15 protein-coding genes and 1 tRNA gene are annotated in these 14,742 nt (G+C 69.9%); 11 read left to right on the top strand and 5 right to left on the bottom strand.

Annotated features, from left to right (window positions below; all coding sequences use genetic code 11):
* The first annotated feature begins 10 nt into the window (after window positions 1–10).
* Window positions 11–496 (top strand): type III secretion system chaperone family protein, encoded by a 486-nt coding sequence (locus FLX08_RS32230; RefSeq protein ID WP_142624036.1) that lies wholly within the window; start codon window positions 11–13, stop codon window positions 494–496.
* A gap of 39 nt (window positions 497–535) precedes the next feature.
* The gene (locus FLX08_RS32225) at window positions 536–1,279 is read left to right on the top strand and encodes a phosphoglyceromutase (RefSeq protein ID WP_142624035.1); all 744 of its coding nucleotides are present in this window, start codon (window positions 536–538) and stop codon (window positions 1,277–1,279) included.
* A 52-nt stretch (window positions 1,280–1,331) separates the two neighbouring features.
* Here FLX08_RS32225 and FLX08_RS32220 read toward each other — a convergent pair whose 3' ends face one another.
* On the bottom strand, window positions 1,332–2,105 hold the full coding sequence (locus FLX08_RS32220; RefSeq protein ID WP_142624034.1) for a hypothetical protein: 774 nt from the start codon (window positions 2,103–2,105) through the stop codon (window positions 1,332–1,334).
* 564 nt (window positions 2,106–2,669) lie between these two features.
* A complete protein-coding gene (gene phoU, locus FLX08_RS32215) occupies window positions 2,670–3,329 on the bottom strand; it encodes a phosphate signaling complex protein PhoU (RefSeq protein ID WP_142624033.1) in 660 nt (219 codons plus the stop codon).
* A gap of 103 nt (window positions 3,330–3,432) precedes the next feature.
* Between phoU and FLX08_RS32210 the strand changes: the two genes are divergently transcribed.
* Entirely contained in the window at window positions 3,433–4,623 is a 1,191-nt protein-coding gene (locus tag FLX08_RS32210) for a sensor histidine kinase (RefSeq protein WP_425280656.1), read from the top strand.
* The gene (locus FLX08_RS32205; RefSeq protein ID WP_142624032.1) at window positions 4,620–5,309 is read left to right on the top strand and encodes a response regulator transcription factor; all 690 of its coding nucleotides are present in this window, start codon (window positions 4,620–4,622) and stop codon (window positions 5,307–5,309) included. Before FLX08_RS32210 ends, FLX08_RS32205 begins: the two co-directional genes overlap by 4 nt.
* 115 nt (window positions 5,310–5,424) lie before the next feature.
* On the opposite strand, the gene FLX08_RS32200 is transcribed toward FLX08_RS32205, so the two are convergent.
* Window positions 5,425–6,072: a copper chaperone PCu(A)C gene (locus FLX08_RS32200; protein WP_244313066.1), complete on the bottom strand. Its 648-nt coding sequence runs from the start codon at window positions 6,070–6,072 to the stop codon at window positions 5,425–5,427.
* 257 nt (window positions 6,073–6,329) lie between these two features.
* Here FLX08_RS32200 and FLX08_RS32195 point away from each other — a divergent pair, with 257 nt between their 5' ends.
* From FLX08_RS32195 to FLX08_RS32185, 3 genes are all read left to right on the top strand, one after another.
* Window positions 6,330–6,812 (top strand): CarD family transcriptional regulator, encoded by a 483-nt coding sequence (locus FLX08_RS32195; protein WP_030510364.1) that lies wholly within the window; start codon window positions 6,330–6,332, stop codon window positions 6,810–6,812.
* A 17-nt stretch (window positions 6,813–6,829) separates the two neighbouring features.
* A complete protein-coding gene (gene ispF, locus FLX08_RS32190) occupies window positions 6,830–7,288 on the top strand; it encodes a 2-C-methyl-D-erythritol 2,4-cyclodiphosphate synthase (protein WP_142624031.1) in 459 nt (152 codons plus the stop codon).
* Window positions 7,289–7,497: 209 nt separating this feature from the next.
* Window positions 7,498–7,767 (top strand): GlsB/YeaQ/YmgE family stress response membrane protein, encoded by a 270-nt coding sequence (locus FLX08_RS32185; protein ID WP_142624030.1) that lies wholly within the window; start codon window positions 7,498–7,500, stop codon window positions 7,765–7,767.
* 155 nt (window positions 7,768–7,922) lie between these two features.
* Here the strand turns inward: FLX08_RS32185 and FLX08_RS32180 are convergent, their stop codons facing one another.
* On the bottom strand, window positions 7,923–9,590 hold the full coding sequence (locus tag FLX08_RS32180) for a DUF2637 domain-containing protein (protein WP_142624029.1): 1,668 nt from the start codon (window positions 9,588–9,590) through the stop codon (window positions 7,923–7,925).
* A gap of 521 nt (window positions 9,591–10,111) precedes the next feature.
* On the opposite strand from FLX08_RS32180, the gene cysS reads away from it, so the two are divergent.
* The 4 genes from cysS (at window position 10,112) to FLX08_RS32160 (ending at window position 13,737) form a co-directional block, all read left to right on the top strand.
* Window positions 10,112–11,506, top strand: a complete 1,395-nt coding sequence (gene cysS, locus FLX08_RS32175) for a cysteine--tRNA ligase (protein WP_142624028.1) — start codon at window positions 10,112–10,114, stop codon at window positions 11,504–11,506.
* Between the two features lie 22 nt (window positions 11,507–11,528).
* Window positions 11,529–12,488: a 23S rRNA (guanosine(2251)-2'-O)-methyltransferase RlmB gene (rlmB, locus tag FLX08_RS32170; protein ID WP_142624027.1), complete on the top strand. Its 960-nt coding sequence runs from the start codon at window positions 11,529–11,531 to the stop codon at window positions 12,486–12,488.
* A gap of 51 nt (window positions 12,489–12,539) precedes the next feature.
* A tRNA-Thr gene (locus FLX08_RS32165) sits at window positions 12,540–12,612 on the top strand.
* Between the two features lie 231 nt (window positions 12,613–12,843).
* On the top strand, window positions 12,844–13,737 hold the full coding sequence (locus FLX08_RS32160) for an inositol monophosphatase family protein (protein WP_244313065.1): 894 nt from the start codon (window positions 12,844–12,846) through the stop codon (window positions 13,735–13,737).
* An 80-nt stretch (window positions 13,738–13,817) separates the two neighbouring features.
* Here the strand turns inward: FLX08_RS32160 and FLX08_RS32155 are convergent, their stop codons facing one another.
* On the bottom strand, window positions 13,818–14,600 hold the full coding sequence (locus FLX08_RS32155) for a hypothetical protein (protein ID WP_142624026.1): 783 nt from the start codon (window positions 14,598–14,600) through the stop codon (window positions 13,818–13,820).
* Window positions 14,601–14,742: the final 142 nt, after the last annotated feature.

The raw sequence follows: 14,742 nt of genomic DNA, 5'->3' as shown, positions 1-14,742 counted from the left end.
GCTGGGGCCCATGAGACCGGATCTGGAAGCGGTCATCGCGTCGGCGCTGGAGTCCGCCGAGCTGTCCTACGAGCGGCCGAAGCCGGGCGCGTTCCTGGTCAGGCTGCCGGGCCAGCACAAGCTCGCCACGCTGACCTGGCTCGTCATCGGCGACCAGGCGCTCAACATCGAGGCGTTCTTCTGCCGGCAGCCCGACGAGAACCACGCCGAGTTCTACCGCTGGCTGCTGCACAAGAACGGCTCGATGTACGGCGTCCACTTCGCCGTCGACGCCACGGGCGACGTGCACCTCGTCGGCCGGCTGCCGCTCGACGCGGTGACCGAGGAGGAGATCGACCGGGTGCTCGGCTGCGTCCTCACCTACTCGGACGAGTCGTTCGACCGCGCACTGGAGCTGGGCTTCGCGACGTCCATCAAGCGCGAGTGGGAGTGGCGGGTCAAGCGCGGCGAGTCGCTGGCCAACCTGCGGGCCTTCGCGCGGGTGGTCGAATCCTGACCAACGGGGCGTCTGCCGCACGCCGATAGGATTGGCCGCATGGCGACTTTGGTGCTGCTGCGGCACGGCGAGAGCGAATGGAATGTCAAAGGCCTGTTCACCGGCTGGGTGGACGTCACACTCTCGCCAACCGGCGAGGAGGAGGCGCGGCGCGGCGGTCAGCTGCTCCTTGAGGCCGGCATCCGGCCCGACGTGGTGCACACCTCGGTGCTCACCCGGGCCATCAAGACCGCCAACCTCGCACTTGAGGCGGCCGACCTGCTGTGGCTTCCGGTCAAGCGCTCCTGGCGGCTGAACGAGCGCCACTACGGCGCGCTCCAGGGCAAGGACAAGGCCCAGACCCGCGCGGAGTTCGGCGACGAGCAGTTCATGCTGTGGCGCCGGTCCTACGACGTGCCGCCGCCGCCGATCGCCGACGACGACGAGTACTCCCAGCTCGGCGACGGCCGCTACTCCCTGCTGCCCTCCGAGCTGGTGCCGCGCACGGAGTGCCTCAAGGACGTCGTGGCGCGCATGCTGCCGTACTGGTACGACCAGATCGTGCCCGACCTGGCGGCCGGTCGCGACGTGCTGGTGGTGGCGCACGGCAACTCGCTGCGCGCGCTCGTCAAGCACCTGGAGGGCATCAGCGACGCCGACATCGCGAGCCTGAACATCCCCACCGGCATCCCGCTGCGCTACGAGCTGGACGCCGACTTCCGCCCGGTCGGCAAGGGCGAATACCTCGACCCGGAGGCCGCCAAGGCCGCCATCGAGGCCGTCGCCAACCAGGGCAAGAAGTAACCTCTCACGTCTGTCACGAAGGCCGCGTCCCGCTGTGGGGGGCGGCCTTCGGTCATTTGTAGGCGACCGGCCTCTTCGCCGTGCCGGGGAACACCTGGACGAGGAGTTCGACCGCGCCGTCCGGGGGATAGGCCACCTGGTAGACGAGCTTGCGGCCGCGCAGGTGGACCCGCACGCGGTACGAACCCGGGCCGCGCGCGGTGAGGCCCCTCAGCCTCGTCCCGTCGCCGTCCGACAGCGCCAGGGCCCCGGTCGGGCTCTCGTAGCCCACCTCGACCACCTCTTCCCAGCCCCTCGTCTCCAGTGGGGGGCGCCGGGTGTAGGACTCGACCGTCACGCAGGCGTGGCCGACCTCGTCGGCCCCCCAGATCGCCAGCGTGCCCCGGCCGCCGCCCACCAGGTCTTCCACCAGGTCCGGGGGATCGTCCTCGCCCTCGTAGCCCTCCTCCCAGCCGTCGATGGTCCAGAACTCGGTCCACATGGTGGCCCGGCGCTGCCGTACGGGCCTGATCTTCGGGCGGTGCCGGGGATGCGCGGCGCAGGCCCGCTCCTTCTTCGCGACGTACGCGTCCGACTCCGCCTGCTGACGGTCGGCCTCCGCCTGCTGCGCGCGGGCCACGGCCGGGCACAGGCCCGGCAGCGAGGTCGCGAGGGACGCCTGGGGCGCCTCCTGGACCGCCCGAGCGTGGATGTCTCCTCCGTGCCGGCTCGCCAGCGCGCACAGCGGACACCACCAGGACGGCCGCCGCCGTACGGGCGAGCGGTCCCCGGCGGACGAAGACGCGCCGGGGAGCGCGTACGGCGAGCAGCACGAGGACCGGCGCAACGCAGTCGTAGAGCCCCCACCAGATCTGCGTGGAGAACCTCTCGGGCGGCCCCCACGCGTCCAGGCACACCGGGCCGAGCGCCGCGTCCAGCGTGGGCAGCAGGAAGTCGGGGAGGTCGAGGACGAGCAGGACGCCGGCCATCGCACCGGCCGATGATCCTGCCGAGTCCGGCGCGCCCGCTCCGCAGGCTCAGACACCAGCCCGCGAATCCCAGGACGATCAGCGGTGCGCCGCCGTACGAGAAGAGGGGAAGGGCCTTGACCGGATATGCCCAGAGCAATATCCGATTGTGGATGTCCCACCCGAGGCAGGTTTGCTGGAACATCGTTATGTAGGTCCGGCTGCCGTCGTCGCCGGTCACGACGGACACGACCCAGAAGAGAAGGGCGGGAGCCGCCGCAGTCAGCGTGGCCGCCGCCCAGAAGGCCCATGATCGTCTCGGCACGGGAGCGAAGACTACGTGGCATGTGCGACAAACGACCCGCGGTCCGGCGATTCGTTGGATACGCGAAAGCCCCGGCCCCCCGAGGACCGGGGCTTTCGCGCCCCCGTACGCCGCTGGGTCAGCCGGCGGGGGCGTCCAGCTCGCGCGTACCCGTGACCAGGTACACGACGTCGCGGGCGACGCGTACGGCGTGGTCGGCGTACCGCTCGTAGTAGCGGCCGGCCAGCGTGATGTCGATGGCGGCCTCGATGCCGTGCTCCCAGTCCTTGGAGAGCAGGGTGCGGAAGAGGCGGCGGTGACGGCGGTCCATCGCGTCGTCGTCCTCCTCCAGCTCCTTGGCGACCTCGATGTCGCGGGAGGCGATGCAGCTGCCCGCCTTGGTGATCAGGTTCTCGGCGATGGCGCCCATCTCGACGAACGTGTCGCGCAGCTCGGCCGGGATGGCGGACTCGGGGTGGCGCATGCGGGCGATCTTGGCGATGTGCTCGGCGTGGTCGCCCATACGCTCCAGGTCGGCGGCCATCCGCAGGGCGGTGATGACGGTACGAAGATCGACCGCCACCGGCTGCTGCGTGGCCATCAGCTCGAAGATCGAGGCTTCGAGTTCCTGGTGCAGCCGGTCGACCTCGTTGTCCTGGGAGATGACGCTCTCCGCCAGCTGCAGGTCGGCGTCGAGCAGGGCGGTCGTCCCCCTCGACATGGCCGACCGCACCAGGCGGGTCATCTCCACCAGGCGGTCGGTCAGGGCCGCAAGCTCTTCGTGATAGGCGTCGCGCATGGCCGCCACGCTACGCGCGCGTCTGTGAACGAATTCCGACCGCCGGATGAACTTTTCCGGAAACAGGGCGTCGTGCCAGGTCGGGCAGGTGGAACAACCGGAAATGCCGCCTAGGCTGCTGAATGTGAACGAGTTGCTGGCGAGCTTGGCGGCGATGGGCGGATTCGTCCTCGGCTCCTTCGTCATGCTCGCGATCCGACGGCAGGCGGACAAGCCCCGCACACCGGAACCGGTGGACGACGGCCTGCCTCCGGGGGTGGCGTCGGTGCTCGCCGTGCTGCCCTCCTCGGCGGTCGTCCTCGATCGCGAAGACCGGGTGCTGCGCGCCAGTTCGGCCGCGCGGGCCTTCGGTCTCGTACGCGGTGAGTCGCTCATGGCCGCCGAGTTACTCGCGCTGGCCAGGAAGGTCCGCAGGGACGGCGAGATCCGCGAGAGCGAGATAGAGACCGCCGGACGCAAGTTCGGGCAGGAGTCCACGTCGTTCGCGGTGCGGGTCGCTCCGCTCGGCACCCACGGGCAGGTGCTCGTGCTGGCCGAGGACCAGACCGAGCGGCAGCGGGTCGAGGCGGTGCGCAGGGACTTCGTGGCGAACGTCAGCCACGAGCTCAAGACGCCGGTCGGCGCGCTGAGCCTGCTCGCCGAGACCGTGGAGGAAGCGGCCGACGACCCCGAGGCCGTGCGGCGGTTCGCCGGCCGGATGCAGCACGAGGCCGCCCGCCTGACCTATCTGGTGCAGGATCTGATCACGCTGTCGCGGATCCAGGGCGGGGAGCCCATCCCGGCGCCCGAGCAGGTGTGCGTGGACGAGACGGTGCACGAGGCCATCGACCGGTGCAACACGAAGGCCTCGGCCAAGGACATCGCGCTCGTCGCGGGCGGCACCGAGGGCCTGAAGGTCTGGGGCGACGAGGAGCTTCTCGTCACGGCGCTGCGCAACCTCATCGACAACGCCGTCGCCTACAGTCCGGAGCACACCCGCGTCGTGATCAGCGCGAGGCCGGCCGGGGACACGGTCGAGGTGAGCGTGAGCGACCAGGGCATCGGCATCCCGGAAAGCGCGCAGGAGCGCATCTTCGAACGGTTCTTCCGCGTCGACGCCGCAAGGTCCCGGGCCACCGGCGGCACCGGGCTCGGTCTCGCGATCGTGAAACACGTGGCCGTCGCCCACGGCGGCGAGGTCACGGTGTGGAGCAAAGAGGGCTCCGGTTCGACCTTCACTCTTCGCCTTCCCGCGTTCGGCGGTCAGGCGGTCCCCGTACCAAGCACGACCATTCCCCAGGAGGCCGCTCAGTGACTCGGGTGCTCGTTGTCGAGGACGAGGAGTCGTTCTCGGACGCCTTGTCGTACATGCTGAGGAAAGAGGGTTACGAGGTCGCGGTGGCGGCCACCGGCCCTGACGCGCTGGACGCGTTCGACCGCAACGGCGCCGACCTCGTCCTGCTCGACCTGATGCTCCCGGGCCTGCCCGGCACCGAGGTGTGCCGCTCGCTCAGGCAGCGGTCGAAGGTGCCGGTCATCATGCTGACCGCCAAGGACAGCGAGATCGACAAGGTCGTCGGCCTCGAACTGGGCGCCGACGACTACGTGACCAAGCCGTTCTCGTCCCGCGAGCTGGTGGCACGCATCCGTGCGGTGCTGCGCCGGCAGGGCGACGTCGAGGAGGTGGAGTCGGCCGTCCTGGCCGGGGGACCGGTCCGCATGGACGTCGACCGGCACATCGTGGCCGTACGCGGCCGGCAGGTGCAGCTCCCGCTGAAGGAGTTCGAGCTGCTGGAGGTGCTGCTGCGCAACGCCGGGCGGGTGCTCACCCGCGGCCAGCTCATCGACCGGGTCTGGGGCGCCGACTACGTGGGCGACACCAAGACCCTCGACGTGCACGTGAAGCGGCTGCGGGCCAAGGTCGAGGCCGACCCGTCCAACCCCCGCTGCATCCTCACGGTGCGCGGCCTTGGCTACAAGTTCGACCCCGCCGACGAGTGAGCCTGTAGGGGCTCGTACGGCTCATGCGGCCCCTCCGATGGAAAGGAGCCCCTGTCCGGCCGGACAGGGGCTCCTGCGCGTCTACAGGACGTCTACATGGACGTCTGCACGGCCGTCAGCCGGCGTTCTCGGCGGGCGCCCCGGTGGGAGTGGCCTCGGTGGTCTCCGAGGTGGCGGCGTCCGACGGCGCCGGGCTCCCGGTGGCGAGCGGGGCCGTGGGCGTGGCCGTCGGCGCCGGCGGCAGCGTCGCGAACTCGCGGCTGCGGGCGACGACCGGCACGGTGAGCGAGATGTCGCCGGCGTTCTTGAACAGGAGCGTGAGCTTGATGCTCTCGCCGCCGCGCAGCGCCGTCTTGAGGCCGTCGATCGTGACCCCGGGGGTCTTGGCGAGCACGCCCGGCTGGAGGTCGATGGGGCTCTGCACGCTGGCCGAGGTGGCCTTCTGCTCCTCGGGGACGATGCTGGTGAGCTGGTCGGCGGTCCCCGTGCTGTTCAGGAGAGTCAGGTAGAGCGGCGCCGATCCGCCGGCGGCGAGCTCCTGGCCGGAGTCGGGCCCGAGGATGAACGCCTGCGGGATCATGACGCCGTTCTTGCCGTATGCCTTGCCGGGGCCGTCGCCGTCATAGAGGACACCCGCCTCGTTCGGGGCGTACGGCGCGTTGGTGTTGGCGTCGAAACCGGCGCCACACGCGGCCAGTGCAGGGATGGCGGCGGCGAGGAGCGCGGCAACGGCGATCGCCCTGCGACGGCGGCTGCTGGTCACGGTTCGAGGTCTCCTTGGTACGCACGTGTATGGGCAGCAATCACCTTATCCGCGCCGGTCACCGGTCCGGCGTCGGCTCCCGGTCCACAGGCCGCAGCAGTGCAGGTCATCCGGTATGTCCTGTATGCCGATTCACAGAGTGGATGGCTTGTCAAGCCCCAAAACGAGGCTTTGACCTGCAGTTATGTTCCTTTCACTGTTCCGGGAGGCGGTAACCGCGTGGTACCCTGGAGTACAGCGGAAGGGGTACTCGTCACATGACTTTCCAGGTCGGCGACACTGTCGTCTACCCCCACCATGGGGCTGCTCGGATCGAGGCCATCACGACCCGAACCATCAAGGGTGAGGAAAAGACCTACCTGGTGCTGAAGGTCGACAAGGGCGACCTGACCGTACAGGTACCAGCGGAAAATGCCGAGCTCGTCGGTGTGCGCGACGTCGTCGGCCAAGAGGGACTCGAGCGGGTGTTCGACGTGCTGCGCATGCCGCACACGGAGGAGCCCACCAACTGGTCCCGCCGCTACAAGGCCAACCTTGAGAAGCTGGCGTCGGGGGACGTCAACAAGGTGGCCGAGGTGGTGCGTGACCTGTGGCGGCGCGACAAGGAGCGCGGCCTGTCCGCCGGTGAGAAGCGCATGCTCGCCAAGGCCCGCCAGATCCTCGTCAGCGAGCTCGCGCTGGCCGAGAAGACCAACGAGGACAAGGCGGAGGCCCTGCTCGACGAGGTGCTGAACTCCTGAACATCACATCGCCAAGGGTGGGCGTCGGGGTCGACGTCCACCCTTTCGCATCGGGTAGGGAGCTTCACCTCGCCGGCCTGTTCTGGCCGGAGGAGACCGGGCTGGCCGGTCATTCCGACGGCGACGCCGCGGCGCACGCCTGCTGCGACGCGCTGCTGTCGGCGGCCGGGCTCGGAGACGTGGGCGCGCTCTTCGGCACCTCCGATCCCCGCTGGGCGGGTGCCGCCGGCGTGACCCTCCTGGAGGAGGCGGCCCGCCAGGTGCGGGCGGCGGGATTCGAGATCGGCAACCTGGCCGTCCAGATCATCGGGAACCGCCCGAAGGTCGCACCTCGACGCGCGGAGGCGGAGAAGGCCCTCGGGGCCGCCGCAGGGGCGCCGGTGAGCGTCAGCGCGACCACGACCGACGGCCTCGGGCTCACCGGTCGCGGTGAGGGCGTCGCGGCCATCGCGACCGCTCTGATCCTCCCGGCATGAAGGCCCTCCCGGCATGGATGTTCCGTTCCAATCGGACATGCCAACCAGAATGAGACCCGGAGCGTCTCACTAACGCGTGGGCGGCGGCTCGAACCAAGGCGCGGAATCGAGCCGCCGCCTTCTTTTTTCTTTCATGGGACGCATATTTCCCTTCCATGGGGTAGCCCACTGTCCGAGGATGAAAGGGTCACCCTCATCGGGAGGTCGATATGACAATCGAGTCCATTCTCGGCGCCATCGTCATCGGTGCGGTCATCGGCGCTCTGGGCCGCCTGTTCCTGCCGGGCCGCCAGCCGATCGGCTGGATCCTGACGATCGTCGTCGGTATCGTCGCGGCGCTCATCGGCACCGCGATCGCCCAGGTCATGGGCGTGGCGACGACGGATGGCATCGACTGGATCGAACTGGTCATGCAGGTCGTACTGGCCATCGTGGGCGTCGGCATCGTCGCCGGTCTCAAGCGAGGGTCGCGGGTGTAAGGCACTCACTCGGTGGGGCGGCCCCCGCCCTCACCCCCTAGCGCGCAGGCCCGTCCGGCTGGTTCTCCAGCCGGGCGGGCCTGCGCGTTCTGAAAGATGGGGCGGGAAAGATGAGGCGGGAAAGATGAGGCGCTGCCCGGTGGAGTGCCTGTCAGTCAGTCGGGCGGGCGGGGCGTGCTGCGCATCCGGCCGGACGGAGGCGCCATCGGGACGGTCCCCTCCTCGTCGTCCTTCGCGACGTCCTCCGTGGTGTCCTCGGCGTCCGGGGCGTCCGGGGCTTCCTGACGGCTGTCTTCCGCGGCGTACGGCTCGCGCCCGCCGTCCTGCTCGCCGGGGTCGGCGCAGTCCGATCCGTGGGCGGGATCCGGCACGTCCCTGATCTGGCGGAGCGGCTGGGTGTCGACGCCCGCCTCGTCTTCGGCCCGCTCCTGCTCGGCGTCGGCGGGCTCGTCCGGTTTGGGACGGGGATGCACGAGGACGTCACCGGTGTGCGGCCGTACGAGGTCGCCCCAGCGCACGGGACGGTTGCGGCGGGGCTGCGCCGGACGGCCACCCGTCTCGGCCGGCTCTGTGACGGCCGGCTCTGTGACGACCGGCTCTGCGACGGCGGGTTCTGAGACGACCGGCTCTGTGACGACCGGCTCTGCGACGGCGGGTTCTGAGACGACCGGCTCTGTGACGACCGGCTCTGCGACGGCGGGTTCTGAGACGACCGGCTCTGCGACGGCCGGTTCTGTGATGGCCGGTTCGGCCTGCTCCGTGACGGGCGGGGTGCGGGGCGCCGCCGTCGGAGGCACGATCGGCAGGACCTCGGGCTCGTCCTGTGCCTGTTCCGCGATCGTCTCGGACGCGGTCTCGGATGCGGCCTCGGACCCGGTTTCCCGCGCGGGTTCAGGGACGGAGTCCGCGATCCGTATGCCGTTCTCATCGTCGGCTTGTGGATCGTCGGCCTGTGGATCCTTGTCCTGCGGAGGGGTGACGGGCAGCGGCGGGGCGTACTCGGGCGGCGCGACGGTCTCGGAGACCGGGCTGACCGGCAGCGGAGGGACGTAGCCGGGAGGCGCCACCGCCTCCGGAACCGGCTGCAGGGGCGGCGCACCGTGCTCCTCGGTGGCAGCGTGCGCGGGGCCAGCGTGCGCGGTGTGCGGGTTTTCGGAGCCGGGGCGCGCGGTGACGGTGGGCGCGGTGACGGTGGGCGTGGGTGCGGGACGCTCCCGCGCGGCCACCGGATAGGGGGCGGTGACGGCGGCCCGGGGCTCGCGCGCGCCGCCGAAGGGCACCAGGTCGTCGTCGGAGTCGTCGGAGTCGGCGGACTCGTCATCGAGGTCGTCGTCGTCCAGGTCGGCCCGGTTGGTGCGCACGTGCTTCAGCAGGAGCAGCAACAGCCACAGCCCGACGGCGAGCATCACCCAGGGCGCCAACGCGACGACGAGCGCGGAGGCGTCGGGGTCGAAGGAGACGCCGACGGCGGTCGCGGCGTTCGCGGCGGCGGCCGACGCCAGGAGCAGGATCAGGACGAAGCCCGCCTGGAAGCGGACCAGGAGGCGCGCGCCCCGCAGCAACGGCACGCTGACCAGGGCGACGACAAGCAGAACGTCGAACGCCGCAGGATAGAGGTAGGCGAGCTGCGGCTCGGCACGCCCGGAGACGGCCAGAGCCCGCAGGTCGTCGAAGGACAGCGCGCAGGCGATCCCCGCGAGAACCGCGATGGCGGCGCCCGCGAGGCCGATGGCCAGGCGGCGCAGCACCAGCGGGATTCCGGAGGGAGTGTTTCGGGACGGGCGGGAGGCCGTGCCTGCCGCGCCGGGGGGAGTCACGTCCATGGCGTTTCGAGCCTACAGAATCGGAGTGACGATCGATCGCACTCGCGTGATCACCCGCTTCGTGTCGGTAATCGGCGACCGCACCGGCAACCTCCGATACGCTCTCGAAACGGCCGGCTCCGCCCCGGTTCGGCCTGGTTCGGCCGGGCGTGCCCAATTCCGGCTCGGTTCGGCCCCGGCCTGGCAGCGGTTCGGCTTCCGCCCGGCTCGGTTCGGCTCCGGCCTGGCAGCGGCTCGGCTTCCGCCCGGCTCGGTTCGGCTCCGGCCTGGCCCGGCGCGGTCCGGCTCCGGCCTGGCCCGGCGCGGTCGGGGCCGGCGTGGTCCTGGCGACGCTGCGTGTCCGGCCGGGCCTCGCGCCGGTTCGGTGAAGCTCGCGCGGACGGCCGTACAGATCGTGACGGGTTTTGTTTCGGGTTATATCGGGACTTATGTGTCGGAAGTTTCCGTGATCGGCCACATGAAGCCGTTCACGGACGCCCAACTAGACCTGTGCTGGGCTGCCAGGCGTTAGCCTTGCCTTCGTGAGCCTGCACTTCTACGACACCAGCACGCGTACGGTCCGTGAATTCGTACCGGTCGAGCCCGGCCGGGTCTCGATGTATCTGTGTGGTGCGACCGTTCAGGCTCCGCCGCACATCGGGCACATCAGGTCCGGCGTGAACTTCGACGTTCTTCGCCGCTGGCTGACGCGGCAGGGCTACGACGTGACCTTCTGCCGCAACGTCACGGATCTCGACGACAAGATCATCAGGGTGGCCGCCGGGGAAGGCGTGCCCTGGTTCGTCGTCGCCGAGCGCAACCAGCGCGCCTTCACCTGGGCGTACGACCAGCTCGGCTGCTTGCCGCCGACCGTCGAGCCCCGGGCCATGGGCCACGTGCCCGAGATGATCGAGCTGATGCGGCGGCTGATCGACAAGGGCCACGCGTACGCGGCGGGCGGCGACGTCTACTTCGACGTGATGTCCTACGCCGACCGATACGGCAAGCTCTCCAACCAGAAGCTGGAGAACATGCGGGCGGCCGGTGACACCGACACCGACTCGCTCAAGCGCGACCCACGTGACTTCGCGCTTTGGAAGGGCGCCAAGCCCGGCGAGCCCACGTGGCCGACGCCGTGGGGCAAGGGCCGTCCCGGCTGGCACCTGGAGTGCTCGGCCATGGCGACCAAGTATCTCGGCGGCACGTTCGACATCCACGGCGGCGGGGTCGACCTGATCTTCCCGCACCACGAGAACGAGATCGCCCAGTCGCAGGCGGCGGGCGACGGCTTCGCGCGCTACTGGCTGCACAACGGGCTGCTCACGCTCGGTGGCGAGAAGATGAGCAAGTCGCTCGGCAACTCGCTGCTGATCCCCGGCATGCTCCGCAAGGTGCGTGCGGTCGAGCTCCGCTACTACCTGGTCGCGGCACACTACCGTTCGCCGATCGACTACTCGGACGAGGCGCTCCAGGAGGCGGCGGCCGGCTACCGCCGGATCGAGGGGTTCGTCACGCGGGCGGCCGAGGTGATCCACGACGTGGACGCCGCCGCGCCGCTGCCCCAGGCGTTCGTGGACGCCATGGACGACGACCTGAACGTCTCGCAGGCGCTCGCCGTGATCCACGAGGTCGTCCGCGAGGGCAACGTCGCGCTGGCCCAGGGCAACAAGGAGCAGGTCGCCCGGCTGCTCGCCGAGACGCAGAACATGCTCGACGTGCTCGGCCTCGACCCCAGGTCGGAGCAGTGGCGTACGACCGGCGACTCGGGGCTCCGGGAGGTCGTGGACGCGCTCGTCGCCGTCGCGCTGGAGCAGCGCCAGGCCGCGCGGGCCCGCAAGGACTACGCTGCGGCCGACGCCATCCGCGACCAGCTCGCGGCGGCCGGGATCGTGGTGGAGGACACCCCGCAGGGCCCGCGGTGGGAGCTGGCACAGTAAGCGTGGCCCTACGCTAGAGACCATGGCGGGAAGGGCTTCAGGGAAGCCGTCGAAGAAGCAGGGGCCGACCAAGGGCACGGGCGGCAAGGTCAGGCGCTCCCTTGAGGGCAAGGGAGCGACGCCGCCCGCGCACATGCGGCACTGGTACAAGGACAAGGCCCGCGCCGAGCGGATCGAGCGCGAGGCCCGGGGCGGCGGGAGTTCGTCCTCGCGTACGCCGAGCCGTACGCGCCGGGAGGACGCCCCCGAGATCATCGGTGGGCGCAACCCGGTGCTCGAGGCGCTGCGTGCCCACGTGCCCGCGAACGCGCTGTATGTGGCGCAGCGGATCGACAACGACGACCGCGTCCGCGAGGCCATCAAGCTCGCGGCCGACCGTGGCATCGCGCTGCTGGAGGTCAGCAGGGACAAGCTCGACCGGCTGACCGAGAGCACCGTCCACCAGGGCATCGGCCTGCAGGTCCCGCCGTACGACTACGCGCATCCCGAGCAGCTCGTGGAGCGGGCCAGGGAGGCCGCCGAGGTGCCGCTGATCGTCGCCCTGGACGGCGTGACCGATCCGCGCAACCTCGGCGCCATCGCGCGCTCGGCGACCGCCTTCGGTGCGCACGGGCTGCTCGTCCCGTCCCGCCGTTCGGCGGGCGTCACCGCCGGCGCCTGGAAGACCTCGGCCGGCACCCTCGCGACCCTCCCCGTCGCCCGAGCGTCGAACCTCACCCAGACGCTCCAGGCGTACCGGGAGGAGGGCCTGTTCGTGATCGGCCTCGACGGCACCGCCACGGTGGACATCGCCGACGTCGAGCTCGCGACCGAGCCGCTCGTCGTGGTCGTCGGCTCGGAGGGCAAGGGCCTGTCCCGCCTGGTCAGGGAGGCGTGCGACCAGATCGTCCGCATCCCCATGAACGCCGCCGCCGAGTCGCTGAACGCCGGTGTGGCCGCCGGGATCGCTCTCTACGAGGTCGCCCAGCATCGTCGCCGGTGATTTCACCGTGACGGTACGGCCCCGGGCCCACTAAACTCGTCTGGGTGACAGGCCGCCTTAGCTCAATCGGCAGAGCATCTGTCTTGTAAACAGAAGGTCTGGGGTTCGATTCCCCAAGGCGGCTCTCGTACGACAGGCCCCTGACCAGGTAATTCCCGGTCGGGGGCCTTGTGCTTTCGCGGCTCATCCGGTTGTCGGCGTCGTCGGGAACCACCCTCGGAGCCGCCCGCTTGAGTCGCACCAGCAGTGCGCCGGAAATGGCCTGCGCCGCTCGCCCTCGATGAGATGCCCGTAGACGTCCGTCGTACCGCCCTACCTCCCGGCGGCCCGCGGAGTCGACTCGCCTACGCTCGTCATGAGCGACAACATCGCCGCCGACGGGCTGTTCCCCGTCTTCGAGCAGGTCTATCTCTATGTGGGAGCGGAGCACACCCGGATGACCCTTGACGCCCGCGCGCTACTGCCCATAGCCGAGCAGGCCGTCACCATCGCCGGCCAGATCATCACGACCAAGCTCCCCGGCGTGGTCACCGCCAAGGGCGACCGCGACATGGTCACCGAAGTGGACTACGCCGTCGAGCACGCCGTACGCGACTTCCTGTCACGGGAAACCCCGGAGATCGGGTTCCTGGGAGAGGAGGAAGGCATCACCAACGTCGGCGACGGCCTCATGTGGGCACTCGATCCGCTCGACGGCACCGCCAACTTCACCCACGGCATCCCCCTGTGCGGGGCTTCGCTCGGCCTTCTCGACCACGACCGCTCCGTCCTCGGCGTGATCGACCTCCCCTTCCTGAGCACCCGCTATGCCGCAGCCGAAGCCGCCGGAGCCACCGCAAATGGCCGGCCGATCAGCGCGAGCACCACCGACGCCATGGAGGCCGCCATCGTCGCCGTCGGCGACTACGCCGTGGGCAAGGACGCCGAGGCCAGGAACCGCGTCCGGCTCCCGCTCAACTACCGGCTCGCCGCCCGGGTGCAGCGCATTCGCATGTTCGGCTCCGCCGCCGTCCATCTCGCCTGGGTCGCCGACGGCAAGACCGACGCCTGCATCATGCTGTCCAACAATCCCTGGGACACCTCCGCAGGCGTCGTCATCGCCCGCGAAGCCGGAGCCATCGTCACCGACATCGACGGCACCCCGCACACGATGAAGGCCCGAGCCACCATCGCCGCAACCCCGAAGATCCTGGCCGACCTGGTCGAACTCGTCTCAGGGGTCGAAAAGGACGCGGGTCGTACGATCTAGCTCTCTTGAGGGTCACTCCGGACCGGCGAGCCGCGCGCTGGGCGCGTCACTGTGTCTGGCGCCGTGGCGAGAGGTGGCGCTCAGAACATGAGAAGGTCACGACGCAGTTTTTCGATCATCCCTGGTACGGCGACGAATGCGGGGGCCTCGTCATAACCGGGAAAGCCTCCCCAGGCCAGTGAAATCCGCAGGTAATCGATAAGCGTGACACCCGTCCGGTGGCGGGCGCCGATCAACTCGGGATCCGCCGCGTTGCTCGGAAGCAGGATGTTCTGCTGACCGCCGCTGAAGTTGGCCTTGTGGACTTCGTCCGGCGCGAAGGCGAAGGGGAAGCCTTCCGAGTGAAATCGACAGCGGTCCTCTTCTTCGGGATCAGTGCAGGCGCACCCCTGCTCGAAGTCGCCGCCCCATGATTCCCAGTCTCGCTGCAGGCGGGAGCCTGGAGGGAGCATCAGCGGGTCCGGGTAGAGAATTCGCTCGTCGTACGGATCTGCGTGGTAACTGACATGGGGCAACGCCGAGCCCCCGTCGCCGCATAGGTCGACGCCTCCCACGATCTCCAGGCAGGCGCGCAGAGCGAGCGGTAACGGGCCGATCACCTGCTCTGCCCTTCTCACCGCTGCCAGATCATCCTTCGTGGGGGCCTGACGGGCATATTCGGGGTAGGCGAAGGCGTAGCCCACCGCGGTGAGCCGCTCCACGATGACGTCCACGTTGGCTGCGACGCGTCTCATGGTCTCTCGTGCGACCGCCTCGGCGTCCTCGTGAAGCCCCTCGGGGACGCCATCAGGGCCGTACGCCCGAAGCTCGTCCCAGACGGCGAAGCATTCGCCCGCGCGGTATCTCGCACTCCATGACGCCATGACCGGCGATGATATCCAGGCCCGGCTCAATGCTCAGCTCGGCCGCTGACGTGCGTATCACGTGAACGGGCTCGTCGCCGGGGGCAATCCTTTCCGCCCGGCGACCAGTGAACCCGAGCCGGTCGAATCCGGCCGCACCGTG

It is taken from the genome of Microbispora hainanensis (assembly GCF_006874475.1).
Classification (GTDB): domain Bacteria; phylum Actinomycetota; class Actinomycetes; order Streptosporangiales; family Streptosporangiaceae; genus Microbispora; species Microbispora hainanensis.
This window is presented reverse-complemented; position numbering and strand designations above follow the sequence as displayed.